The 23,549-nt window shown below is 61.2% G+C and carries 32 protein-coding genes and 1 tRNA gene; 25 read left to right on the top strand and 8 right to left on the bottom strand.

The window, feature by feature from the left end; all coding sequences use genetic code 11:
• Positions 1-14: 14 nt before the first annotated feature.
• Both upp and FDW84_RS06550 read right to left on the bottom strand, forming a co-directional pair.
• Positions 15-650: a uracil phosphoribosyltransferase gene (gene upp, locus FDW84_RS06555; protein WP_138607708.1), complete on the bottom strand. Its 636-nt coding sequence runs from the start codon at positions 648-650 to the stop codon at positions 15-17.
• Between the two features lie 12 nt (positions 651-662).
• The gene (locus FDW84_RS06550) at positions 663-1,406 is read right to left on the bottom strand and encodes a phosphatase PAP2 family protein (RefSeq protein WP_371419139.1); all 744 of its coding nucleotides are present in this window, start codon (positions 1,404-1,406) and stop codon (positions 663-665) included.
• Positions 1,407-1,530: 124 nt separating this feature from the next.
• On the opposite strand from FDW84_RS06550, the gene FDW84_RS06545 reads away from it, so the two are divergent.
• Positions 1,531-2,037, top strand: a complete 507-nt coding sequence (locus tag FDW84_RS06545) for a nucleoside deaminase (RefSeq protein WP_138607706.1) — start codon at positions 1,531-1,533, stop codon at positions 2,035-2,037.
• A gap of 57 nt (positions 2,038-2,094) precedes the next feature.
• Here the strand turns inward: FDW84_RS06545 and FDW84_RS19880 are convergent, their stop codons facing one another.
• From FDW84_RS19880 to FDW84_RS06530, 4 genes are all read right to left on the bottom strand, one after another.
• On the bottom strand, positions 2,095-2,229 hold the full coding sequence (locus FDW84_RS19880) for a hypothetical protein (protein WP_256371715.1): 135 nt from the start codon (positions 2,227-2,229) through the stop codon (positions 2,095-2,097).
• 4 nt (positions 2,230-2,233) lie between these two features.
• Positions 2,234-2,629, bottom strand: coding sequence for a 6-pyruvoyl trahydropterin synthase family protein (locus FDW84_RS06540; protein WP_138607704.1), 396 nt, complete (start codon positions 2,627-2,629; stop codon positions 2,234-2,236).
• 49 nt (positions 2,630-2,678) lie between these two features.
• Positions 2,679-3,689 (bottom strand): zinc-dependent alcohol dehydrogenase, encoded by a 1,011-nt coding sequence (locus FDW84_RS06535; RefSeq protein ID WP_138607702.1) that lies wholly within the window; start codon positions 3,687-3,689, stop codon positions 2,679-2,681.
• Between the two features lie 147 nt (positions 3,690-3,836).
• On the bottom strand, positions 3,837-5,498 hold the full coding sequence (locus FDW84_RS06530) for an HNH endonuclease signature motif containing protein (RefSeq protein ID WP_240721407.1): 1,662 nt from the start codon (positions 5,496-5,498) through the stop codon (positions 3,837-3,839).
• A gap of 136 nt (positions 5,499-5,634) precedes the next feature.
• Here FDW84_RS06530 and FDW84_RS06525 point away from each other — a divergent pair.
• Positions 5,635-5,724, top strand: a tRNA-Ser gene (locus tag FDW84_RS06525).
• A 61-nt stretch (positions 5,725-5,785) separates the two neighbouring features.
• On the opposite strand, the gene FDW84_RS06520 is transcribed toward FDW84_RS06525, so the two are convergent.
• Together FDW84_RS06520 and FDW84_RS19485 are read right to left on the bottom strand one after the other, a co-directional pair.
• Positions 5,786-6,919 carry a tyrosine-type recombinase/integrase gene (locus FDW84_RS06520; protein ID WP_138607700.1) on the bottom strand — a complete coding sequence of 378 codons (1,134 nt, stop codon included), beginning with the start codon at positions 6,917-6,919 and terminating at the stop codon, positions 5,786-5,788.
• Positions 6,920-6,921: 2 nt separating this feature from the next.
• Complete coding sequence (locus tag FDW84_RS19485) at positions 6,922-7,503, bottom strand: helix-turn-helix domain-containing protein (protein WP_205754732.1); 582 nt, start codon at positions 7,501-7,503, stop codon at positions 6,922-6,924.
• A 665-nt stretch (positions 7,504-8,168) separates the two neighbouring features.
• On the opposite strand from FDW84_RS19485, the gene FDW84_RS19260 reads away from it, so the two are divergent.
• The 23 genes from FDW84_RS19260 to FDW84_RS06415 all read left to right on the top strand — a co-directional run bounded on the left by FDW84_RS19260 (position 8,169) and on the right by FDW84_RS06415 (position 23,544).
• Positions 8,169-8,411 carry a hypothetical protein gene (locus FDW84_RS19260; RefSeq protein ID WP_171046686.1) on the top strand — a complete coding sequence of 81 codons (243 nt, stop codon included), beginning with the start codon at positions 8,169-8,171 and terminating at the stop codon, positions 8,409-8,411.
• 129 nt (positions 8,412-8,540) lie between these two features.
• Positions 8,541-8,789 (top strand): hypothetical protein, encoded by a 249-nt coding sequence (locus FDW84_RS06505; RefSeq protein ID WP_138607696.1) that lies wholly within the window; start codon positions 8,541-8,543, stop codon positions 8,787-8,789.
• Between the two features lie 95 nt (positions 8,790-8,884).
• The gene (locus FDW84_RS19255; protein ID WP_171046685.1) at positions 8,885-9,637 is read left to right on the top strand and encodes a hypothetical protein; all 753 of its coding nucleotides are present in this window, start codon (positions 8,885-8,887) and stop codon (positions 9,635-9,637) included.
• On the top strand, positions 9,630-10,928 hold the full coding sequence (locus FDW84_RS06500; protein WP_171046684.1) for a replicative DNA helicase: 1,299 nt from the start codon (positions 9,630-9,632) through the stop codon (positions 10,926-10,928). Before FDW84_RS19255 ends, FDW84_RS06500 begins: the two co-directional genes overlap by 8 nt.
• 124 nt (positions 10,929-11,052) lie before the next feature.
• A complete protein-coding gene (locus FDW84_RS06495; protein WP_138607692.1) occupies positions 11,053-11,655 on the top strand; it encodes a DUF7341 domain-containing protein in 603 nt (200 codons plus the stop codon).
• On the top strand, positions 11,652-12,092 hold the full coding sequence (locus FDW84_RS06490; protein WP_138607690.1) for a hypothetical protein: 441 nt from the start codon (positions 11,652-11,654) through the stop codon (positions 12,090-12,092). Before FDW84_RS06495 ends, FDW84_RS06490 begins: the two co-directional genes overlap by 4 nt.
• 227 nt (positions 12,093-12,319) lie before the next feature.
• Positions 12,320-13,168, top strand: coding sequence for a TIGR04255 family protein (locus tag FDW84_RS06485; RefSeq protein ID WP_171046683.1), 849 nt, complete (start codon positions 12,320-12,322; stop codon positions 13,166-13,168).
• A 265-nt stretch (positions 13,169-13,433) separates the two neighbouring features.
• Entirely contained in the window at positions 13,434-13,961 is a 528-nt protein-coding gene (locus FDW84_RS06480) for a hypothetical protein (protein ID WP_138607685.1), read from the top strand.
• Positions 13,962-14,047: 86 nt separating this feature from the next.
• Positions 14,048-14,356, top strand: coding sequence for an HNH endonuclease (locus FDW84_RS19995; RefSeq protein WP_138607683.1), 309 nt, complete (start codon positions 14,048-14,050; stop codon positions 14,354-14,356).
• A gap of 157 nt (positions 14,357-14,513) precedes the next feature.
• On the top strand, positions 14,514-14,819 hold the full coding sequence (locus tag FDW84_RS19480; protein ID WP_205754731.1) for a hypothetical protein: 306 nt from the start codon (positions 14,514-14,516) through the stop codon (positions 14,817-14,819).
• A 76-nt stretch (positions 14,820-14,895) separates the two neighbouring features.
• Positions 14,896-16,233 carry a terminase large subunit domain-containing protein gene (locus FDW84_RS06465; protein ID WP_205754730.1) on the top strand — a complete coding sequence of 446 codons (1,338 nt, stop codon included), beginning with the start codon at positions 14,896-14,898 and terminating at the stop codon, positions 16,231-16,233.
• Positions 16,230-17,651 carry a phage portal protein gene (locus tag FDW84_RS06460; RefSeq protein WP_138607681.1) on the top strand — a complete coding sequence of 474 codons (1,422 nt, stop codon included), beginning with the start codon at positions 16,230-16,232 and terminating at the stop codon, positions 17,649-17,651. The genes FDW84_RS06465 and FDW84_RS06460 overlap by 4 nt, the downstream gene beginning before the upstream one ends.
• Entirely contained in the window at positions 17,629-18,396 is a 768-nt protein-coding gene (locus FDW84_RS06455; protein ID WP_138607679.1) for a VG15 protein, read from the top strand. The genes FDW84_RS06460 and FDW84_RS06455 overlap by 23 nt, the downstream gene beginning before the upstream one ends.
• Before the next feature lie 64 nt (positions 18,397-18,460).
• The gene (locus tag FDW84_RS06450; protein ID WP_138607677.1) at positions 18,461-19,036 is read left to right on the top strand and encodes a hypothetical protein; all 576 of its coding nucleotides are present in this window, start codon (positions 18,461-18,463) and stop codon (positions 19,034-19,036) included.
• A 15-nt stretch (positions 19,037-19,051) separates the two neighbouring features.
• Positions 19,052-19,972, top strand: coding sequence for a phage major capsid protein (locus FDW84_RS06445; protein WP_138607675.1), 921 nt, complete (start codon positions 19,052-19,054; stop codon positions 19,970-19,972).
• Positions 19,972-20,118: a DUF7302 family protein gene (locus FDW84_RS19250; protein WP_171046681.1), complete on the top strand. Its 147-nt coding sequence runs from the start codon at positions 19,972-19,974 to the stop codon at positions 20,116-20,118. The genes FDW84_RS06445 and FDW84_RS19250 overlap by 1 nt, the downstream gene beginning before the upstream one ends.
• Positions 20,119-20,127: 9 nt before the next feature.
• Positions 20,128-20,607, top strand: coding sequence for a hypothetical protein (locus FDW84_RS06440; RefSeq protein ID WP_138607673.1), 480 nt, complete (start codon positions 20,128-20,130; stop codon positions 20,605-20,607).
• 370 nt (positions 20,608-20,977) lie between these two features.
• Positions 20,978-21,256 (top strand): hypothetical protein, encoded by a 279-nt coding sequence (locus tag FDW84_RS06435; RefSeq protein WP_138607671.1) that lies wholly within the window; start codon positions 20,978-20,980, stop codon positions 21,254-21,256.
• Positions 21,253-21,663 carry a hypothetical protein gene (locus FDW84_RS06430; RefSeq protein WP_138607669.1) on the top strand — a complete coding sequence of 137 codons (411 nt, stop codon included), beginning with the start codon at positions 21,253-21,255 and terminating at the stop codon, positions 21,661-21,663. The genes FDW84_RS06435 and FDW84_RS06430 overlap by 4 nt, the downstream gene beginning before the upstream one ends.
• A gap of 53 nt (positions 21,664-21,716) precedes the next feature.
• Positions 21,717-22,382 (top strand): hypothetical protein, encoded by a 666-nt coding sequence (locus FDW84_RS06425; RefSeq protein ID WP_138607667.1) that lies wholly within the window; start codon positions 21,717-21,719, stop codon positions 22,380-22,382.
• Positions 22,383-22,470: 88 nt separating this feature from the next.
• Complete coding sequence (locus tag FDW84_RS19245; protein WP_171046680.1) at positions 22,471-22,617, top strand: hypothetical protein; 147 nt, start codon at positions 22,471-22,473, stop codon at positions 22,615-22,617.
• A gap of 154 nt (positions 22,618-22,771) precedes the next feature.
• Positions 22,772-23,110: a hypothetical protein gene (locus tag FDW84_RS06420; protein WP_138607665.1), complete on the top strand. Its 339-nt coding sequence runs from the start codon at positions 22,772-22,774 to the stop codon at positions 23,108-23,110.
• 50 nt (positions 23,111-23,160) lie between these two features.
• Complete coding sequence (locus tag FDW84_RS06415; protein WP_138607662.1) at positions 23,161-23,544, top strand: hypothetical protein; 384 nt, start codon at positions 23,161-23,163, stop codon at positions 23,542-23,544.
• The last annotated feature ends 5 nt before the right edge of the window (positions 23,545-23,549 follow it).

Raw genomic sequence — 23,549 nt, 5'->3', positions numbered from 1 at the left:
GAAAGGCTTGAGTCCTAGCCCGCGATACCGTAGAGGCGGTCCCCCGCGTCGCCGAGGCCGGGGACGATGTAGGACTTTTCGTTGAGCTTTTCGTCGATGGACGCCAGGACGATGGTCACGTTGGCATCGGAAAGTTCCTCTTCAAGCTTGGAGAGCCCTTCCGGAGCGGCGAGAAGGCAGATGCAGGTGACATCCGAGGCGCCGCGCTTGAACAGGAACTTGATGGCTTCACGGAGGGTTCCGCCAGTGGCAAGCATCGGGTCCAGGACGAAGATCTGCCGGCCCGTGAGGTTTTCGGGGAGGCGCTCGGCGTAGGTGATGATGTCCAGGGTTTCCTCGTCGCGGGCCATGCCCAGGAAACCCACTTCGGCGGTGGGCACGAGTTTGGTCATGCCCTCCAGCATTCCCAGTCCGGCCCGCAGTATGGGCACCACCAGCGGAGTGGGTTTGGTGAACGCCGTACCCACGGTGCTGCTGACAGGCGTTTCGATCGTGACCGGTTCGGTGCGGACCTCGCGCGTGGCCTCGTAGGCAAGGAGAGTCACCAGCTCTTCCGTCAGCTGCCGGAAGACCGGTGACGGGGTGTTCTTGTCCCTGAGGACGGTGAGTTTATGGGCGACCAGCGGGTGGTCCACAACGAGAGTGCGCATGGGTCAAAACTATCACCCGGCCTTGTCCTCGCCGTGGGCGGTGTGCCGTCCGTCATGGTGCACTGCGTCGGCAACGACGTCGCGCACCACGGGGTGTTCGAACGTCGGAGCGGGCCCGGCGTGCTCCCTTCGGCGCAGCAGGTGGAACAGCCTGTGGGCGAGGATAACGATGCCTACCCAGGCGAGCCCCAGGAACCAGCCGGCCATCACATCGGTGAACCAGTGGTGGCCGAGGAACACCCTGCTCAGGCCCATGGCAATTATGAAGACGACCCCGGCGGTTATGGCGGTAATCCTGGCCCAGAGCATCTGGAACTGAAGGCACATGAGGTAGAGCAGGACGCCTATCACCACGGTGGTGTTCAGCGTGTGGCCGCTCGGAAAGGAAGGCGTGTGCTCGAACGGCGGCACGGCCTCCGAATGGTCCGGGCGGGTCCGGCCCACCAGGCGCTTGCTCATCGTGGTGGCTGTGGTGGAAACCAGCGCCGCGCCGCCAACCAGCACGATGGGACGCCATGTCCTGCTCAGGAAGGTCAGCCAGGCAGTGAGGATGCTGGCGAGGATGGGCATGCCTATCCCGCCCCCTACGTTGGTGAAGCCGGTGGCGAAGGCGTCCGTTTCAGGATTCCGGAGTGACTGGGCGTATTCCAGTGCAGGAATATCAAGGCTGGTCAGCCCTTCCTCATCTACAACGTCTGAGTAGACCTCGGCGCCCAGCAAGGCCATGGCAATCACCAGTGCGCCGCCGATGATCATGGTCAGCCAGAGTGCGGCATACGGCTTGATCCACTTGTCCACGCGGTCTCGGACTGTACTCACTGTGCCTCCCGGCGGATCTGCGTCACGGGCTCTGGGTATCCTTCGAAACTATCATTGAGCCATGGCCTCCGTTCAGAAGAAACACCACGCGTGGATGGGCCTCGCCCTTGCCGAAGCCCGCCGCGCCCTCACTAGCGAGGACGTGCCAATCGGCGCCGTGGTGATAGGGCCCGACGGCGTTGTGCTGGGTTCCGGACGGAACCAGCGGGAGGAACTGGGAGACCCCACCGCCCATGCCGAGGTGGTAGCGATCCGGGAGGCGGCCGAGCGGCTAAGGCAGCTTGCACTGCTCAACGGTGGCAGCGGAGACGGCTGGCGGCTGGCCGACTGCACGCTGGTTGTTACCCTCGAACCCTGCGCGATGTGTGCCGGGGCCATTGTCCTGGCGCGGATTCCACGGGTGGTTTTAGGGGCCTGGGACGAGAAGGCAGGGGCGGCCGGATCGGTGTTCGACGTGCTCCGCGAGCGCCGCCTGAACCATTGGGTTGAGGTGTACCCGGGCGTCCGGGAAGACGAGTGCGCTGCTCTGCTCCGGGAGTTCTTTGCCGGCCACCGTACCCGGCTCTAGTCCACCTGGCTTTGCGGCCCGGTGGTTTTCGTAGTTCAAGGCCCGGCGGGTTCTTGGTTACGCGCCCTCGACGGCCAGCACCTCGACGTCGGTACCCAGCGCTTTCAAGCTCTGCACCAGCCGGGCGTTGTAGGCGTTGCCGCCGGAGTGGTGGTGAACTTCGCCGGGGACCAGCAGGCGGATGCGCAGCATTGCGTCAGGCGGTGAGGTCCAGGGCAAAAGTGGCCCAGGCATCCGGGTTTTCGCGCAGGGTGACGTCGATACCAGCAAGCCGGCCGCCGTCGTCGTCATCCTTCAGCCTGTCCGCGACCGCCCGGGCAACGTATTCAGCCAAAGCCTCGGTGGTGGTCAACTTGCCCGCGAAGTCGGGGTGCTCGTCCAGGTTCCGGTAGTCCAGGCGGGCCAGGACCTCTTCAATGATGGTGCCGGCGGCGCCAATGTCCAACACAATGGCATTGTCGTTGAGCCTCCGACGGCGGAAAGTCACTTCCGCAACAAGCGTAGCCCCGTGCAGTCCTTGCGCGGGCCCAAATGCCTCACGGGGAAGGCTGTGGGCAATCATGAAATGACGGCGGACGGTCAGGCTGAACATGGGCTACCTCTGGTCTCTTAGGTGGGGTACGTAAAGTCTTCTACGGCGCCTATGACCCGGCGTCTGCACCGCTGGGGTACTCGATGACGTGGCAGAGCGCGTCAAGCCGGCCGTGGGCGAGGTCCTGCACCACTCCGGGCAGCTCGGCAAACGGCGAAGTGCCGGTGATGAAAGCGTCGAACACGGGGTCCCTCAGCAGCGAGACGGCGAGATTCAGACGGTCGGAGTTGGTCCTGCGGTGGCGACGGGCCCGTGCCACCACTCCTACCTGGCTGGCACGGATGGACAGGCGCCGGGCATGGAAGTCCTCCCCCAACGGCAGGGTGACTTCCCGGTTGGCGTACCAGGACATTTCGATCACGTCCCCCTCGTCGCCCACAAGCTGCAGGCTTCGCTCCAGGCCTTCCTGTGAGGCGGAGCAGTGAAAAACGATGTCGCAGTCGGCGAGGGCGTCATCCGGGTGCGTGAACTCCACGCGCAAGGTGTCCGCAAGCGGTTTCCTGCCTGTGTCCAGGTCAATGAGCTGCAAGCGTTCCAGGGGGAACGTGCGCAGCAGGGTGGCCACCATCCCGCCCACCAGCCCGGCACCCACTACCGCAACCCGGTCTCCCAACCGGGGGCCCGCCTCCCACAGGGCGTTGACGGCGGTTTCAACGGTCCCGGTGAGGACCGCACGGCAGGACGGGACGTCGTCGGGGATCCTGGTGAGGTCACTGACGGGCACCACATAGCGGTCCTGATGGGGGCTGAGGCAGAAGACCCGCTGCCCGGGCCAGCCCTCCGGCCCTTCTTCGACAACTCCCACAGAGAGGTATCCGAACTTCACCGGCCCGGGGAACCGCCCCTCCTGGTGAGGGGCACGCATCGCATCGGCCACCCTGGGTGGGACAGCGCCGGCGTGCACTGTCATTTCGGTCCCCTTGCTGATGCCGGAGTAAAGGGTACGGACCAGCGCCTCACCTGGACCGGGAGCTGGCAGCTCTTCCGTGCGGAGCTCGCCGTGTTCCTTGCCTGTGGTCCAATAGGCGGTTGCGTGGGTGGAACTCTGTTCAATAGTCATCTTGCTGATGAATCTAGCCGTCACGGCGGGCCTGGGAAAGTTCGACGACGGATGTCGGGTCCCATTGCAGGCGCACGTTCCAGCGGGAACAGGCAAGGTCGGGACGGACATGTGCATGGTCCAGCGCAGCAACGGCCTGGCATATCGCTAGATGGGCACCGGATCCGGTTCCCATTTCGCGAGTGGGTCTTGAGGCAGCCTGATGGGCATCGCGTAGAAGTCTTCCCACACCGGATCGTCCGGCGCAAAGACATCGGGATCCAGGAGTCTTGACGGGGACGTTTCCGGAGACAATCTTACGGATGGATGTAAACCAGCCTTTTGAGTGTGTGCTGGTGCATCGTATTCCCTTGTGGCTTCCGGAATTGGTGGCCACTGAGGTGATTCCCAATCATGGCGTTCCGCCGGGTAATACCGTCCGGTGGGGGACGTCCAGCCAGGTGGTTCGTTCTGTTGTGCCCGGCCCGGGGTCCAGCCGCTGGCGTGTTTAAGGTGGTGGTGTTTACGGCAGAGCTGCCCGAGATTGCTGATGCCGGTGGTTCCGCCGTGGTGCCAGGCGGTGAGGTGGTCGGTTTCGGTGTCAAGGGAGTGGTTGCTGCAGCCGGGGAAGGTGCATTTGCCGTCGCGGAGCTGCAGCACCTTCCGCATCGCTTTGGTCAGCCGGTAGCTGGTTCGTCCTATTTCCAAAGGGGCACCATCGCGAGGGTCGACCAGAACCCGGTAGAAGGAACCCGCACCGTCCGAAGTAAGTTTCCTGGCCATGGAAGCGGGGATGGGGCCGTACCCATCGAGCAGGGCAGGTTCATCGGTGAGGCCGAGCAGTGCGAACACCGGTACGGTGACCAGTACTTCCGTGCGGGGCGTTGGTACTTCCCCATCGATATGCCCCCTACTGTCACCGTTCGCAGCCTGGCCGGTTCCCCCGCCGAGGAGCAGGCCCGATGCGATGTCAGAACGCAGCTGCGCGAGGGTGCGTGGCTCGGTGGGGCCCTGGAGTCCGCGGGCAAAATCCGTGGCTTTGTTCCAGATTGCGCAGGCCGTGTCCCCGGGCAGGTACAGCGAGACCCACGCCATGCCGTCACGGTCCGGGGCGTACTCCATCCGCCGGTCGGCACGGCCTTTCGCGTGTCGCTTCTCCAGGGTCTCGGGGTGGTGGCGTTCCCGCCAAACCCGGACTTTGCGCCGGAACCTGGCCGGTATCAACTCACCCGGCGCAGCTGCGCGGGCGGGCTTCGGCGAGTCAGGGTTGAAAAAGTGCGCCACAAGAGCCTCCGCTCCAGAGCGGTCAAGGCCTTCGGTCTCGTCAGCAATGATCCTGGCGTGCATCCAGGAGATGGCACCGCAGGCCAGTGCGTTCATGGCTGGCGGAAGGGAGCAGATCTTTCGGGACTGCATGACCAATGCCCCGGCTGAGGCCGAACTTACTGTGAGCACACCGGCTATCTCCTCAACGACAGACACCTCGTCAAACGAGCGGTCTGCCAAAGATGCACCAGGAGGGGTCATCGCCTGCTGCAGTTCCATGATCTCCGCGACGTCCCGGGCTTTGACTGCCGCGAGCTGCGCTTCAAGCCGCGACGTCAAAGCCAGCCGCTCCAGCCGGTTGTCCAACTTCCGCTGTATCACGTCAACGGCGGCGTAACCGGCGGCACCGGAAGTGGCAGGGCCGGAGACTTTTCCTCCGGTGGCGTCAGCAGCAGGGCCGCCGGCGTCGAGCCGGGCATCTTCCAGGAACAGCGCGTCGAGGCCGGTAAGGGAGGTGTGGACAGCCTCCATCACCGCCGCTGCACCCGCCGCCAAAATGTCCATAACAACATCATCTGTGAGGGGTACGACATTATGGATGAAGTGCCCGGCCGGCAATGCTCGGGTGCTGAGGTTCGCGGACAGCCGCGGCCGCTCCGTTTTGGGGATGTGCGCCTCGCTCCGGTACCCTATTGAGGTTGGTGACGTGTCCGAGCGGCCGAAGGTGCAACACTCGAAATGTTGTTTGGTGTAAAAGCCAACGTGGGTTCAAATCCCACCGTCACCGCCAGGTAGCAAGGCCCCGGTTCCCCTTTAGGTAAAGGGAACCGGGGCCTTTGCTTTGCCCGGAATCAAGTTGCTGCCCACATTTTGCCCACACTCGCCTGAGAGACAGCGTTATCTAAGGCGTCGGAAACGCTGTCCAGATCCCCGTCGAACAGGTCCGCATAAACGTCCAGAGTCATGGCGGCCGAGCTATGTCCAAGCATTTTCTGGACCGCCTTTACATGTGCTCCCGCCGACACCGCGAAGCTCGCCGCAGAATGGCGAAGGTCGTGTGGGGTGATCCTCGGAATGCCAGCACGCTTCACGGCCCCCGCGAACCAGCTCATATTGTCTTCATGGACGCGGGCAAGACGTAGGTGGTGTCCGTTCTCACCGGGGAACACTAGATCATCCCGCCCTTTACCTTCACATTGCCGCGCCAGATGCTCCCCCAGGAACCGAGGAAAGGGCACCGTGCGCTTCTTGTGATTCTTCGGAGTGCCCACTTCGATCACGGAACCAACTTGCACCGCGTTCTCTTCGATTAGGAACCGCCGCCGGAGCATGTCCAAGTGCTTTACGCGCAACCCCGTCGCTTCGCCCCAGCGCAGCCCGCAGTACGCCAGCACCAAGACCAGCGTGGGGTACTTGCTAGCGGCTGCAAGCTCGTGCACCTGATCATGATTGAGGTAGACGTGGGCTTTCTTCACCTTCCGCGGCAGCGTTACGCTTCGTGCAGGGTTACTAAGAGTCCGGCGGTCGCTCACAGCGTCATCAAGGACCGCCGCCAGCACCCCATACGCCCGAATCACAAGGGTTGCCCCCTTGGGCTTTTTGGGCGGTAGCGCCTCCGGGTCCCCCAACGACATCTCGGAAACCCACTGTTGAACCGCTGTCCGTCGGACGTCAGCAACGGCGACATTTCCCCACGCGGGCAGGACGTGGTTCCGCCAGGCTGATTCAACTGGGCGGTATGACGAAGGCTTGAGATGAGTTTGCCGCGCCAACCATGCGTCCCCAAGCGGCCCAATCAGTGCCTTGGCAGCTGTTGCGTCTATGAACTCGCCGCGCGCCTTGGAGACTTCGACTGAAGCCAAGAAAAGCTCAGCGTCCCGCTTTGTCCGAAACCCGCGCTTGTCCGTCTGCGTGCGGTCGGGCTTCCGGTAACGCACACGGTAACGCTTCCCCTGACTCGTCTGATAGGCCTCGATGGTCGCCATGATTACTCACCGGACCCTTCGTCAGCAGGAACGTTCCAGAAAGGCTCTTCGCCAGGCTCGTCCTCGAAAAGAAATCCTTGCGTGCGAGCAAGGCGCCTCATCCTGTCGTTCTCTTCTGCTAAGTCGTAGTCCCTACCGAGCGGTAGCCCAGGAATTTGACGATTGTCGATTGCTGGAACTGAACGCAATTGGAAGAGTTTTTGCTGTTCATCTGCCTCTCGTGACATCCCTCCCGACACAAGCTCAAGGGGCTCCCGGCCGAGCGCCCAAGACCACTGTGTGTTGTGGGCGACTTCCCTGTCGGGAACGCCCGTCATCGGTGAGGCCAAATCAAAAGCACCGTCAGCAGGAAGCAAGAGCGTTAGAGGCGAAACATCAAATGCGACCGCCAAAGCGACAAGATCATCCGCGTCTACTCGCCTCTCCCCCGCCTCAATGCGGCGAAGACCAAGAGCCGGAATCGGCCTTCCAATCTTTGCCAAGCGCTCGGCCAACTCCTTGTACTGCATACCTCCCCTAAGCCGCACGAAATTCCGGCGCACTGTCTCGCCGGTCGGCCCCAAAGGGTTCTTTTTGTCGCTCATGCCCTTTAGTCTCTCATATCGAAATGATCTCTGGAAGTACGTCTTGCGCTTTGAAAGTTCGTGACGTAACGTGAGTAATGGGAGATCGAGATGATCTCCTGTTATTCGAAAGGAGAACCGCCGTGACTTCCGAGTTAATGGATTCAATCGAATTGGGAAGACGCTTGGGTAAGAGCTCAGCGGCCCTCGCTAACTGGCGCTACTTGGGGCTTGGCCCGAAGTTCGTAAAAGTCGGAAAAGCCGTTCGATACAGGGTGAGCGATGTCGAAACGTGGCTTCAGGAGCAGACCCGGCAGCAGACTGGGGCCGCCTGATGGACAAACGTGACCGTCACGTAGTGCTCACTGTAGAACGTGGCTCATACGGGCACGACGGTCGTCAGATGGGGTACGCAGCTAGCTGCGAAACGTGCGGTGCGGTGACCTTCGGGGGGTTCCGCACTAAGACCGACGCAAAAGCCGCATTGCTCCACACCAAAAGCGAACTCAACGAAAACTAAGTTGATACCAGAACGGTCGAATCCGGCAATTAGCTCTTGAAAACCCGACCCGCCCTTGGTCATTCGGGAGAGGTGACCTGGGGTGCAACCCACCAAGTAATCCAAAGAAGAGGTCTTAACCGTGTCCATCACCACAGCACCAGAAGTCGCAACGCAGTCAGTCCCGATGAACGAACGTCAGGCAGAGGCTTTGGCCGCCTACGTCGTTTCCCTCCGGCCTGACTGGTCCCACTACCCCGTCCGGGCACGTATCAAGCGAATGAGCTTCGAGGACAACCTCAGCTCATGCAAAGTACACACCACGGTCCTCAATGCCGTGTTTAACCATCCAGAAGCTGCCCTTACGGAGTTCGACATCAACTTTCAACGCCGCGGAGCGGGGCAGTTTCGGAGTGGGAGCACAGCGTGATGCGGCACATAAGGCCTCTGCCACCGCCAACACAGGCGCTTGTCGCACACGATAGCCCCGGCCCATCCGCCAAGACATTCCGGGGCTATCAGGTAGGAACACCTCACAACTTCTCAGAGGAGGCTCCATATGGAGGCTAACACCACAGGGGCGCCGATAGCACACCCCGACCTCGTTATCGAACCTGCGATGCGACGAAAGATGCTTGCCATGGACTTCCTCGTCCATGCCCGAAACGACCCTGGATCCAGCCGCCGGACAGTGGACGAATACATCAGCGTTGCACGGCGCCATGGCCTGACAGTTGACGAGATCGCGGCAGGTCTGGGTACAAGTTCGGCGCTGGTAACAGCCGCAATTGCTGACGGTGGCAGCTGATGGCGCGGGACCGAGCAAACATAAACACCGGCATATGGACGGACCAGGACTGGCGCAACCTGCCTACGGCCCAGCAGCATCTATACCATCTCTTGATGACGCACCCGACGCTGTCCTACGCCGGGGTCGCCGACTGGAGGCCAGCACGTCTCGCGGCCATGACGGCCGATGCCACACCCGAAGCCGTCAGGGAGGCTGCAGAGGGTCTGCAGGCCAAAAGGTTCATCTTCTTCGACGAGGAGACAGAAGAAATCCTCGTGCGATCTTTCCTGCGCCACGACGGCCTTCTGAAGCAGCCGAAGCTGTCTATCTCGATGGTAAACGCTTATGGGGCGATCGCTTCTGCCCGCATTCGTGAGGTAGTTACTTTTGAGCTGCAGCGCCTCTATGAGGAGTTCCCGGGATGGGCTGCTTTCGGGCAGGAGAAAGTCCTGGCCTTGGTCAAGGGCAAGGGTACGGATATGGCTGAATTTACCCTCGGGCTTGCCCCTGCCGTTACCCCACTGTTTAGGGTAAATGCTGCCCAAGCCGACCCCCTGCCTACAACTACAACTACAACTACAACTACAACTACAAAAAAGCTCTCTCGCCGTTCCCCGGCTCGGCCTCTGCCGACTGACTGGAAGCCAACAGAGGCACATCAAAGGAAAGCGCGCGAGAAGCACCTCGACCTGGAGCTACAAGCGGAGACCTTCCGGAACCACGCATTAGCCAATGACAGGAGAGCCAGCAACTGGGACGCTGCATTCAACAACTGGCTCATCAAAGCAACGCCTGGCGCCGCGCCTAAACCAGCAGCATCCAGCCCATGGTCACGTGAGTTCCACCAGGCGGCAAGCAATGGATGAGCTTGAGGGCCCGGCGCAGAACGTTGAAGCTGAGCAGTCAGTGCTGGGAGCGATGCTCCTGTCCCGCGAAGCCATCAGCGAGGTATCCGAGCTACTCACAGGCATGGACTTCTACCGACCAGCACACGACACGATCTACAGGACTATCTTGACCATGCACAGCAAGGGTGAGCCGGTGGACCCGATCACGGTCATGGCTACTTTGACGCGGGAAAGTGAAATCACCCGAGTGGGTGGTCCCGCCTACCTGCATCAGCTGTCCCAGGCAGTGCCCTCCGCTTCCAGCGCGAGCTACTACGCAGACATCGTGTCTCGGGCAGCGATGCTCCGCAGACTCGACCAGGCCGGCAAGCACATCTCTCAACTCGCCCGCAGTGGCGGTGATGAGGTTGAGCTTGTGGAGGCCGCAAGGAAAGCCGTTGATGGAACATCGAAAGCCACCACGACCCCTGTGCTCTCCTTTGGGGACACTATTGACCGAACCATTGACGAACTCAGTGAGAAGCCCAACCAGGTCCCTACCCCATGGAATGCGCTGAACGACATCATTGGCGGCCTGCGTCCCGGCGGCTTGTATGTGGTCGCCGCCCGGCCCTCTGTGGGCAAATCTGTCATTGCTTTGCAACTGGCGCGGTCACTGACGGACAACGGATCAGTCGCGTTTTCGTCACTGGAAATGAGCGAGTCTGACGTGCAGATCCGAGCCGTGGCCATGGACCTGCAAATCAACCTGGGTCGACTCATTGAGCGCCGGCTTACAGACAACGACTGGGCGAAGATCCGAAACAGGCGTGCAGCGTGGCAGGATGTCCCACTGTTCGTGGACGACAGGTCAGGGGTGACGATCACGGACATCAAACGATTCGCCCGGTCCGTGCACCGCCGCAAACCCCTGGCTGGGATTGTCGTGGACTACCTGCAGCTCATGGCCCAGGCCCCGGGCGATAAACGCCCGCGGCAGGAGTTCGTGGCTGACATGTCCCGGCAGTTAAAGATCCTTGCCATGGAAATGAAGGTGCCGGTCATCGCACTGTCCCAGCTGAACCGTGGCAGCACGCAACGGGAAGACAAGATGCCGCAGATCAGCGACATGCGGGAATCAGGGGCCATCGAGCAGGATGCGGACGTGGTGATGCTCCTGCACAGGGAAATCATGGGAGAGAACAAGGGGGACCTTGCTTTGTTGGTGGCAAAGAACCGCAACGGCTCAACGAACATCGCGGAACTGTCCTTTTGGGGGCATTACTCGATGGCCCTGGATAAAGGCTCGCCCCTGCCGGGAGGCCAGTGATGGAAAACGAAATCGAACTTAGACACGGCCAAACCGGCATGACCCTCGGACCCAACGACTACCGCTACGGCATCGCCTTTTGCATACGTCCGCCGCACTCACAACCACAGCAGGAGACAAGCCCATGACCGAGCAGCAGCTCAACGACGCCGTCCACCGCCTCACACGCAACCACCGAGTCACCCACACTGACCCCCACACCGGCAAGACTTCCTACCTCACGGTCCTGTCCCTCTTCACCCAACTCCGTCAGGAACAGGCATCAGGAAACCGCCGATCCGGCGGCAGCAAGTCCACAGGCTCCCGCTCCCCCATCGCCATCAACGCCGTCACACTCTGGTCTGAAATCCGCGAGACACTCTCGACCAGGTTCATCGCGTTCACCGGCAAAGACGACACCAACATGCTGCCCGAAACAAAGCTCCAGAAATGGGCAGTCTCCACCCTGGCAGACACCACAGGCCGAAGCATCGAGACCTGCCTCCGTACTGCCACCACCTGGGCTACTTCCATCGAAAGTCTCATAAGCCCAACACCAAGAATCGAAGTCCGCGGAGCCTGCCCAGCCTGCGCAGCAACCCACGCATGGACATGGGACCAGGACGAATACGTCCGCAACACCGCAATCACCGCAACCCGCCACGAAGCACGCTGCGGCGCTTGCGGAACAACATGGGCAGGAGCAGACATCCACGACCTCGCCGAAACCCTCGGGCAGGCCGCATGACTCACCACGAACACCTCGTCGGCCTCACTGCCTACGCGCTTGCCCGCGACACGGTCAGCCGCAAGTGGCACCCCGTTATTGCGGATGAACCTGGCATAATCCACGCGGTACGTCCCACGGCCACCGAACCCACTATCACCGAGCCCTACTTCATTGAAGACACCCAGCACTACCGTGCCGGCCTATGCGGCGCGCTAGTCAAAGTCGTCGTCCCACTTAGCTTCAAGCCAGCCGAAACGGACGCCTGCCAAGAATGCGTTGACGAACTCACAAACCCAGCAGTCCCAGCAGTCTGGCTCAGCAACCCATTCGGCGCCTCCCTGACAGGCGACTCATGGTGGCTCAAAGGGACCTACAAGAACCCCGGATGGGTCAAGCGGCGGAAACGAGAACGCGCCGCAAGAGCAACGGCCACCGAACAAAGAACACGGTTGTAGTTCTCCGCATCAACCTGTTAAACTGGGAGTACAGGCCAAAGGTCTACCCAAATACTACTGAAGCCCCGGAGTCCCCCTCCGGGGCTTTGCTCATGTCTATCCAGATGAGACAAAGCCCCGGAGTCCCCCTCCGGGGCTTTGCTCATGTCTATCCAGATGAGACAACCCTTACCTCCCGGTCTCAATCTCAAGTTTTCAGTTCCTAAGGCGATAGTCTGTTCAGTAGGGTGGACCTACTTGACGAGCGGGCGAAAGGCCAGGATAAAAATTTGACGCAAGACGCGGATCTGTCTAAGTGGGGAGAGCTGGGCAACCTAGTGCAGCTGCCCCTTGATTATCCAAAGGCCCCAATCGTCGAAGCAATCCTGCAGATTCACGTCACACCTGCAGACACCCTCGCTGTCGATGACCTCCAGACACTTCTAACGGCCGAGGATGGCTATGGGCCCGCCGAGCAGGCCATCGCCTTCGACGGTGAAGTTTCTTTAGTCGATACAGAGGTCATCAACAAAGTTGAGGCATCAAAAGTTGGTTACATCTTCCGTCGGCATGACTTGAAGCGGGTAGTTCAGGCCCATCGAGACAGCTTCATCTTTTCCTGGCTTCCCCCCTATGAGCACTGGAAACAATTTTCCGAAGAAGCCCTCGACCACTGGACGAGGTACCAAAGGACCGCACAGCCATCGTCGGTTCAATCTATTGGGGTTCGCACGATCAATAAAATTCCACTTCCCGACCGGGCCACAGAACTGAAGGACTACGTTCGTATCTCCGTCGACGTCCCCGCCTATCTGCCGCAGGCGCTGGCCTCCATGTTCAGCCAAGTGCGAGTCCCCCTCTCGATGTTCGGGGCGATCGCAACCATCACTTCCGTCCTTCAACCCAGATCAGATGGAACTCAGGGTCCGCCCGAATTAATCCTTGACATAGATATTCAAAAGTCCCTTTCCCTGGATTTAGCTGATGTAGGATTCCATGAAAGCCTTCTAGGAGCACTCCAGGAGGCACGAGATGCTAAGAACTTCGTTTTCGAAGCATGCATCACCGACGCGACAAGGGGGTTGATTTCCAAATGACCATTGCATTGCCCGCGCCATACCGCGTTAGTGGCAACCCGTTGGCGGAAGCGTTTGACATTGCTGAAAGCCTGCGCAGGACATCCGCCTTCTGGAGCCTACAGATGACTCGGGTCCTCCTTCCGGAAGTTGCTTCCGCACCGGAACCCAAAGTGTCTACCTTTAACGTTCAGACCACATTCTCGCTGGAGGACAAGCCAGCGAGGCAGGCCAGGTATATCCCGGCACCCCCTGATGACAGCGGCTGGTAGAACTTCCAAGTTGCATGCTACTTGCAGAACCAGCGAAATGGCTTAGTCAGGGTGACATCTTCCTTGAGGTCCCAGTTCCAGACATCCATACATCCAGTCGATCAGGACCAGCTCTTCTCGTAACCTACAACTGTGCCCTCGACAAAAGAACTGGCAGCGGCAAGTCGAAAGTCACGCATCTTAACTTCCTTCCGGTCCGTGACGTCACCGCCCTCCAGCCTCCAGACCTTGCTAGGAACCTTAGAAGTAGGCCCACATCGCTTACGCCGTACACTGCTTTGTACCTCGGCGACGTTCCTCAAGTGGGCGAGGGCTACGTAAACCTGATGGAGTGTTTCACCCTCCCGATTTCGGAATTTGCCGTGCAGATCGAGGACTTTTCTGAGGAACTGTCGACGGGAGACCCCGACGAAGATTGCTTCAGGCTAGTGGACAGCAGCTCGCGAACCAGAATCTCAACCCTAAGTTCGTCTCACCATGCGCTCTTCCTTGAAAAGTGGCGTGCGCATTGGACCGGCACTTTCCAAGGCGGCAACGAGTAAGTAGCAGCCGGCAAAACCAAGCTCTACCGCGTATCCATAACCAGCTGCGATTACGCTCAGGCGACTTGTGGAAGCGGTGAGTAGGCGTGACGACTTCACGCACAGGCACAGCCACGTGGAAGCGTGTGAGGCAGCAACGCCTAGACCACGACAGGGAAGCCGGACTAACCCGATGCCCCCGCTGCCGAGTCAGCCTAGATTGGGAATACTCACGCCGCCCCAACAGCCCGGAGCCGGACCACATCATCCCGTGGAAACAAGGCGGACCAGACACCTTCGAAAACACGGTCACCATATGTCGCCGCTGCAACCAATCCATCGGCGACAAGAAACCGCGGAGAAAAGCTAGGCCAGTCATTGAGACGGTAGACCTTGACAACGACGGCTACTGGTGACCTGTGGATAACTCCGGATAAGAAGTTACGCCAAACGCTGTTGCGAAAGTATCCCAGGGGGTAGGCCCCCACATATGGCGCCCCCGTCGCTACCCCTGCAACAGCGATCTCTCCCCGCGATTTTTTCCACACAGCCCCTCTGAGGAGGTGTCCGGCCATGGTCAAAAGAAAGAGTCCTTTGCGTGCTGTGGGTCCGGATGAGAAGCCGGCTAAAAAGCAGGAGCCGAAGACGGTTTTGGAGGCTGCGGAGACGGGTGACCGGATCGCGGAGCTGATTGCTATGCGTCGGGTGATTGCCCGGGCGCTGGATAACGAGAACACTTCCCCTCGCGACCTTGCCGCGCTGTCTCGTCGTCAGATTGAGATCAGCAAGGAGATTGACGCTCTGAAGCGCCAGAAGGTTGAGGAGGCCGCGCAGGGTGACATCTCCGGCGATGAAGAGTGGTCAGAGGAAGCTATCTGAGGTAGCCCGGCATATTTGCAAGCCTGACGGCATCGTGTCTACGGGGTTCCCTGCGGTTCGTGACAGGGCGAAGGCCATGGGCATGGGCTTCGACGGCTGGCAGGACGGCGTTGGGCGCCTGGCGTTGGCCAAGCGTGAGAACGGGCTGTACGCGGCCGGTATCGGTGGCGTGGTCCTCAGTATCCCTCGCCAGGTTGGCAAGACGTACCTGATCGCGGCGATTGTCTTCGCTCTGTGCACGATCTTTCCGAATCTGACCGTGATCTGGACGGCGCACCGTACCAGGACGCATAACGAGACGTTCAAGAAGATGCAGGGCATGTCTCGGAAGCCGAAGATCGCTTCCTATATCGAGAACGTGCGGGCTGCGAACGGTGAGCAGGAGATCACGTTCAAGAACGGCTCGCGGATACTGTTCGGCGCCCGTGAATCTGGCTTCGGCCGTGGCTTCGATGAGGTCGACATCCTTGTGCTTGACGAAGCGCAGATCCTGACCGAGGACGCGATGTCGGACATGGTGCCGGCGACGAACGCGGCGCCGAATGGCTTGGTGTTCATGATGGGTACCCCGCCCCGGCCTAAGGACCCGGGCGAGGTGTTCGGCAACGTCCGTAAGGCTGCCCTGGAAGGCGACCCTGACACGCTTTACGTGGAGGTCTCCGCGGATGAGGACGCGAGCCTCGAGGACCGGAAGCAGTTGGCGAAGGCGAACCCGTCTTATCCACACCGGACGAGTGACGCGGCGATCCAGCGTATGCGGAAGCTGCTGGGTTCGGACGAGAGCTATAAGCGCGAGGCTTTCGGTATTTGGGATGAGGTGGCTCTTGCGAAGAAAGCGATCAACCTGAAGCAGTGGAAGGCGGCGGAGATTGCCCCGGCGGCCCGTCCGTCGGATGGTCGGCGCGTGTACGCAGTCCGGTTCGCCGTGGATGGTTCCGCGGTCGGCCTCGCAGCTGCCCTGCGGCCGGAGAGCGGTCCGATCCATGTTGAGGGTGTGCGGCTCGCTTCGATGGCTGACGGTACGGCGTGGCTTGTCGAGTGGCTCCTTGAACGGGCTGACCATGCGGCTCAGATCGTGATCGACGGCAAGGCTGGTGTTGGGTACCTCGTGCAGGCGCTGCGCGACGAGAAGGTCCCGGCGTCGGTGATCATCACGCCGAGTACTGATCAGGTCGTCGCCGCGCACTCCATGTTCGAGTCAGGGCTGGCGGCCAAGGAGATTACGCAGTCCGGGCAAGAGGTACTCGACGGCCAGGTGAAGGCCGCGGTGAAGCGAAAGATTGGCACGACCGGCGGTTTCGGCTGGGACGCGCCCGAAGGTGAAAGCGTCGTCCTGTTGGATGCCGTGACGCTCGCCCATTGGGGCGCAAAGACAACCAAACGCAGGCCAGGCAGAAAGGCGGTGTTCCTGTGAATTCTTGGACCGCCAATGACATCAGCGCGCTGCGGATCACGAATGTCACTGACGCGGAGATGTCGACTATTCGGCAGCTACTGTCGGTGTGGGATGGGCGGCGGCCGAAGAACTTGAAGCGGTCCCTGTACTTCGACGCGGAGCAGGCTTTCAAGGATCTCGGGCTGACGCTCCCGCCGCAGCTGAAAGCGGCAAAGTTCTACCTTGGTTGGGCGACGATGGCCGTCCGTAAGCCGGCGATGCGGTCCCAGTTTGAGGGGCTGCGGTTTCCTGGTTCGGATGACCCGTTCGGGCTTGGCGAGATCCTGGCTGCGAACAATTTCGCGCTGGAGTTGGGGCAGGGCATCGTTTCGGCCAATAAGCACGGTATGGCTCTCGTGACCGTTGCGAAGGGTGACGTCGGGGAAGCCTCGGTGCAAATCCAGGGGCACTCTGCGGAGTCGTCCGCCGCTATCTGGGACCGTCGCAAGCGTCGCGTGTCCGCAGCCCTAACGATCGGTTCGATGGACGGCGATAAGCCTTCCGAATTCATCGTGTACCTGCCTGATCTCATTCTTTCGTGTAGCCGTGTTGGCAGCGGATGGCGGGCTGAGCGTACGCCGAACAGGATCGGCCGGACGTTGGTCCGCCCGGTCACGAATGATCCGCAGTTGAACCGGCCGTTTGGTCGGTCACGGATCACGGGCCCTGTGATGGCTCTGTGTGACATGGCGGTCCGCGCTTACGTCCGTATGGAAGGTAACGCGGAGTTCTACAGCTCCCCGCAGCTGGCCGTTCTGGGCATGGAGGCAGACGCCTCGGAGGGCCTGAGCGAGTCGAAGAAGTTCAAGCTGGCAATGGATCGACTGTTGGCGCTGTCTCGGGACGCGGATGGAAACGTCCCGGAGTTGAAGCAGTTGCAGCAGGCCACGATGATGCCGCACTCGGACATGCTCCGCACTGTGGCTTCGGCGTTCTCCGGTGAAACTGGGATTCCGCTGAACTCGCTGGGTGTCATTCATGACAACCCTGCCAGCGCAGAGGCGATCCGGGCTGCCGAGCATGACCTGCTGATCGACGCGACGTATCACAACAAGTACATTCACGGGCCCGCTGTCGTGGACATCGCCAAGCTCGCTGTTATGGTGCGGGACGGGCTGACGGAGTCGCCCCGGGAGGCGTGGAAGCTGTCTGCCGTGTTCGCGGATCCGGAGTTCCGTTCGACGTCGGCTAACGCTGATGCCTACGTGAAGATGGCCGGCGCCAATAAGGACCTAAAGAACTCGAGCGTGCTTCTGGAGACCGTGTTCGACGACGACCAGATTGCGCGTTTCACTGACGAGAGGAAGCGGGCCTCCGGCGCGTCGCTCGTACAGCAGATGCTGGCGGCTACGCAGGCTCCACGGGAGGTAACTGATGGTGGAGCGGGCACAGCTTGACACGTACCGACTGGCGAACAGCGAGCTTGCCCGGATAGTCAAGGGCCTGTTGGCGGATTTCTTCGCCTCCCTGGACCTCGACCGTCCGGAGCATGCCCGGGACGTGCTGCTTGAGTTCGTCCCGGTCCTGGTGGCGCAGTACGGGGACGTTGCGGCGACCATGGCCGCCGAGTTCTACGAAGAGATGCGGACCGCTCAGGGCGCCACTGGCGCCTTCACAGCGACACTCGCTGCCGGCGTCCCCACTGGCGCGATCGAGGCGAAGGTCCGGTACCTTGCCGGGCATCTCTGGACTCCCGAGCCCACGGCGATGCTCTCCCCGCTACTGGTCGCCACCGACAAGTATGTGAAACAGCCCGGTAGGTCCACGATCGCCGCGAACGCACGACGTGAGAACGTCCGTTATGCGCGGGTGCCCACAGGCGACAAGACGTGCAGTTTCTGCCTGGTCTTGGCCTCGCGGGACGCTGTTTATGCCACAGTGAAGTCCGCCGGCGACGGCAAGGGCACCGGTTACGGCGACGACTACCACGGCGATTGTGACTGCCAGGTGGTTCGGATCGCCAAGCCATCCGACTATCCGGAGTCCTACCTGCCGGATGACTACCTGGCGAAGTATGAGGCGGCGCGTGATGCTGCTGGATCGACGCAAATCAAGGCTGTGGCGGCAGCTATGCGCCGCGAGTTCCCGGACCTCGTCCGCGACGGGGTCCACACCCACGGATCTTCCACGGTTCTCCCGTGAAGCGGTACGCGCCCGTAGCGCGGTTCACATGCCCGACGGGGCCAAACGGAAAGGTGCATCCAGAATGCCCAAGAGATTGCTGCATGGGATTGACATTGCCGCCCCCGGTGGCGTGCAAAAGCTCCTTGACTTTCACCGCCTCACCTTTGGCGATGCCGTCATGGAAGTTGACCCCGGCGCGAATACCGCACCAGCGGGAGAACCCAACGGTCAAGTATCCGAGTTCAAGCCGCCGGCAACACAGGCCGACCTTGACCGGATCATTCAGGACCGGGTGGCGAGAGTGAAGACATCGTTTGCGGACTACGACGACCTTAAGGCGAAAGCCGCTCAGGTTGACGGGTTCCAGTCGCGCATCTCTGAGCTTGAAGCCACAAACACTGAGCTTGACGGCAAGGTGAAGGACTTTGAATCGAAAGCGGAACGGGCACAGATCGTGTCCCAGGTTGCCGAAGCTAAGGGCGTCCCAGCGTCCGCGCTTCGTGGCAACACTCGCGAAGAACTTGAAGCCCACGCCGACGATATTGCCTCGTTGCTCAAACCTTCCGCACCGGTCATTCCCGGCCAGGAGCGGACACCCGGCGTCGTCCCGGACAGCCCTGAACGGCAGGCCGTGAAGTCCCTGTTCGGCAACAACTAAACGAGAGGCCCTGAAATGGCTGTTTTCGGTACCAACGAAACGAAGGTCATGCTGCCCCGCAACATCGCGGACGGCATGATCAAGGAAACCCGTACCCTTTCCACTATCGCCAAGCTTTCGGCCCGCGAGCCGCAGCGCTTCGGTGAGACTGAGTACATCACTTTCAACGACTTCCCCAAGGCCGAGTTCGTAGAGGAAGGCGCTCAGAAGGCGTCCACCACGGGCGGCTTCGGCTCCGTGAAGTCCAAGCCTCACAAGGCTCAGGTCACCATGCGGTTCAACGAGGAAGTCCAGTGGGCTTCTGAGGACTACCAGCTGAGCATTCTGTCCCAGCTCGGCGACGCCGGCCAGGTTGCACTTGCCCGCGCACTGGACCTCGGCGCTTACCACCGCATCAACCCGCTGACCGGATCCGTCATCACCGGCTGGGACAACTACGTCACCGCGACAACCAAGAGCGTGGAAATCGCAACGGCTGACGCTGACGCTGACCTTCGAGCCGCAGTCGGTCTGCTGCTGAACCAGCCGACGTCCTGGGGGGTCAACGGCGTTGCCATCGACCCCAAGTTCGCATGGTCCCTGTCCAACCTGCAGACCAAGAACGCCGACGGCTCCCCGTCCGGTGTGCAGCGGTACCCGAACCTCGGCTTCGGGACGGACATCACGTCCATCCTTGGCATCAACGCGGCGCAGGGCAACACCGTCTCCGGTACCCCCGAAGCTGCGGACACCAAGGTCCGCGCCATCGTGGGTGACTTCCAGAACGGCATCCGTTGGGGCATCCAGCGTGAACTGCCTGTCGAACTGATCCGCTTCGGCGATCCGGACGGCCAGGGCGACCTGAAGCGCAACAACCAGATCGCGCTTCGCCTCGAGGTTGTTTACGGCTGGTACGTCTTCGCGGATCGCTTCTCCAAGATCGTGGACGCCGTCTAATGCCCCGGTTCACTAACAAACTCTCGGGTTCCGTGGTGAACGTTTCTGAGGCCGAAGCCGAGAACCTTGGCCCGGACTACGAGCCCACCAAGGAAAAGACATCGGCCGGCGAAAAGCCGGCCCGCCGCGCAAGCAGCGCCAAGTAGGAGGTTCCTGTGGTGGAAGTCCTGCCGTTCCCGTTCGCCACGCTTGACGAGTTCAAGCAACGTTGGCCGGACTTCCCCGCGGGGGCTGACGCGCACGCAACGATCCTCCTCGAGGATGCCAGCCAATTCATCCTCGATATGGTCCCTGCGGCGGGCGGGGCTACAGAGTCCACCCGCCGCAGGATCCTGTGTCAGGTGGTCAAGCGGTCTATGGAGGCCGGGGCTTCGGATACTGCGGGGCTGGAGTCTTTCCAGGTTGGTGGCGGTCCGTTCCAGTTCGGTGGGAAGCCCACCAACCCTAACGGGGACTTTTACCTCACGAAGCAGGAAAAGCAGGCCCTCGGCGCCGGTAAGCAGCAGGCGTTTGGTGTGCCGATCGCTGGACCAGCCACATCTGAGCATCGTCCCTGGTGCAATCTGAACTTCGGGGCTACGTACTGTTCCTGCGGTGCTGACATCGCGGGCGAGCCGATCTACGAGGCGGGCTGATGGTCGTCGTTTTCGGGTTCCCGGGTGATTATCACGAGCCTGGCCGTAACCCACTGAAGATGTTTCCGAAGTCGTGGCTGACTGATGTGACGGTGCTGCGCGGCGGCGGACGGGACGCTAAAGGCAACCCTCTGCCAGTGACTGAGCTCCACGTAACCGCGTGCCTTATCGGTCCTCGGGCGACGTCGGACCCGGTGGACCGGTCGGACCTTGTGGATAGCAAGGCGGTTCTGTATCGGGCCCCGGGGTTCACGTTTCTTTCCACTGATCGTATCCGGGTTCCTCATGGGAAGCGGATGGCTGGCGAGTGGAGCGTGGAGGGCCGCCCGGGTGAGTGGCCGTTCGGTTCCGAGGTTGGGCTGGTGAGAGCGTGAGCAAGTACAAACCCCGCCAGGCAGGGATCCGGGAGTTGGCGCAGTCCCCGCAGGTACGCGCCGCAACGCTGAGCGTGGCCCAGCAGATGGCCGGCAACGCGAACGCTGTTGGCGACTCCACCTATGAGGCCGCGAGCCAGACCGTGACGGCTGGGTGGGCGAATGACCGGCGCGCCGGTGCTGTGGTTCGTGAGTCGCAGCCGCATTGGCGGGATTGGCGTGACACCGTTCTCCTGCGTGTGGCGGCGGCTATGAGTGTTAGGGGGCGCCGGTGACTGATGTTCGGGTGTTCCCTGATACCCGTGCCGCGTTGTTTGACCTGATCGATGGTTCGGTCCATGACGGCGAGAGTGTGCGGGCTGTGTACCACTTACAGGCGGACTCTTACGGCCAGATGGAGGATCCGTTTCCGGTCGCGCACGTGTATGGCGCGCAGGGCGGCACGGTTGGTTTCGTGGACCGGGTTGACCGCCGTGTGGTGGAGGTTTACGCGCCGGGGGAGCAGGCCGTGAGGGTTCTTGAGTCCATCACGGCTTTCGTTTGCGGGGCTGACATCGAAACGCCGTCCGGGTATCTCGACAGGGTCGAGTGTGTGGTGGCGCCTGACGATGTCCCTTACCAGTCCGACACCCTCAATAGGGCTGCGGCGACGTTCCTGGTTACGTCGCGGCCCATCAACTAGACCCCGCTCGGGGACCAAATAATTCCTATGCCCTTGAAAGGGGTCTACCCGTTATGCCTACTTTTGAAACAATCCGCCAGGGTGCTGACGAGCGCGCTCTTATCCGGAAAATCCAGAAGGCTGTGGCTTTCCTCGCCCCGATCACCGTTGACCTGCCGGAGACTCTGTACACCACAGGCGCTCTCACGGACCTGAAGGCTGCCGGCTGGCTGCCTATTGGCATGGTCACCCCGGATGGTTACGAGTTTGGCCGCGACGTGTCCAAGGAGGATGTGACGTCGTTCGGTTATGCCGGGCCTGTCCGTTCTGACGTGACCGAGGTGGCCCGCAGCATCAGCATGACGCCGCTGGAGACCGGCCGTCGTCACATGCTGGAACTGATCTACGGCACAGACCTGACCGCCGTGACCCAGTCCACCACCACGGGCGAGATCGTCATCAACGAACCGGACCTGCCCGTCGATAAGGAATACCGCCTGCTGATCATCGGTTCCGACGGACCCGCCGCCGAGAACTGGATCATCGGCCGCGGTTACGGGCGCGTGAAGCTCGCTTCCACCGACTCGCAGACGTGGGGCACGAGCGACGCTGTTTCGCAGTCCCTGACCTTCGACGTCTTCACGGACACCGAGATCGGCACCCCGGTCCGGCACTACATCGGCGGTACTGCTGCCGTGACTCATAAGGCTGTCCTGGGCTTCACGCAGGCCGGCGCCTAACCAGACTGCGGGTCGCGCCACTTTTCCGGGTGGTGGTGGCGCGACCCGCTCTTTCCTCTTCCACCGCCCGCGTTCTTAGGAGTCCCCTATGCCCCGCTTCATTAAAAACGGCCTGACCATCGAAACCTCCATCGCTTCCGAGGCTGCAGAGCTTCGCCGTGACGGCTTCACCGAACAGAAGGCCAAGACGGCAGCTGTGAAGGAAGCCGACGCAACTCAGACCCCTAGTAAGTAACGACGCTGCTTCCCTGTTAGCCGATGGGCAGGCCTTGACCTGTCCGCATGGCAGTACGGTTCGCTACCGGTTGCTGTCGGGAGATTCGCAAGCTCAGAGCGGCAGGGCAGCAGTCCCCTGTCATAAACACCAACCACCACCCGGAGGTAACCCCATGTCTGACACCCCGAACGTTCAGCTTTCCCTCGCGAAGCTCCGCAAGGAAGTAACCACTGCCGAGCCGCTGAAGATGGCACTGTCCAACTCGAAGGTCATCACCTTCCCGGACGTCTACGCGATGGAATCCGTTGAGGCCGAAGAGATCTTCTCGAAGCTCAGCACCAACGCGACGAACTGGGCAGTCATCGGCACGTGGCTGTCTGAGGAAGACACCGCGGCTCTGAAGGCCGAGAAGCTCTCGATCATTGAACTCGCCACGGTGATGCAGGCTGCGACGAAGTACTACGAGGACATCTACGGCAAAGCGGGGGAAGGCAACGCCTCCGCGGGCTGATTGGGCGTTTCCGCCCGCAGATCCGCGCCGACCTTTTATCGGTTTATGGCGTGGATCTTGCGGAGTGGTACGCGCAGGGGCGCTGGGTTGGCCTGCTCGATCTGATCGACGGGCTTCCCGGGGCTTCGAGGCTCAACGAGGCAATTGTCAACGACAAAGAGTATGCCGCGCATCTCGCAGCGATGCCGAAGCCGGCAACTGAGTGGGCGCCTCGGGTTGCTGAGTTTGATCTGAACGCGCACCTGTCGCGGGAGATCCTGCACGCGCTCAAGGGCATCAAGCAGGTCCTGATCGCCACAGCCGGCGGGGAGCCTGGCGAAGTGAAACCATTCCCGGGACCTCGCACGGAGATCGAGCGGGCCATCGAGGACGCCGACAGGCAGTGGGCCGAGTCGTTCGTGGGCCAGTTCGGGTTCGACAGCACTGACATCTAAATAAA

The sequence above is a fragment of the Pseudarthrobacter sp. NamE5 genome (assembly GCF_005796225.1).
Classification (GTDB): Bacteria; Actinomycetota; Actinomycetes; order Actinomycetales; family Micrococcaceae; genus Arthrobacter.
Note: the sequence above shows the minus strand (reverse complement) of the source record. Positions and strands in the feature narration are given on the sequence as shown.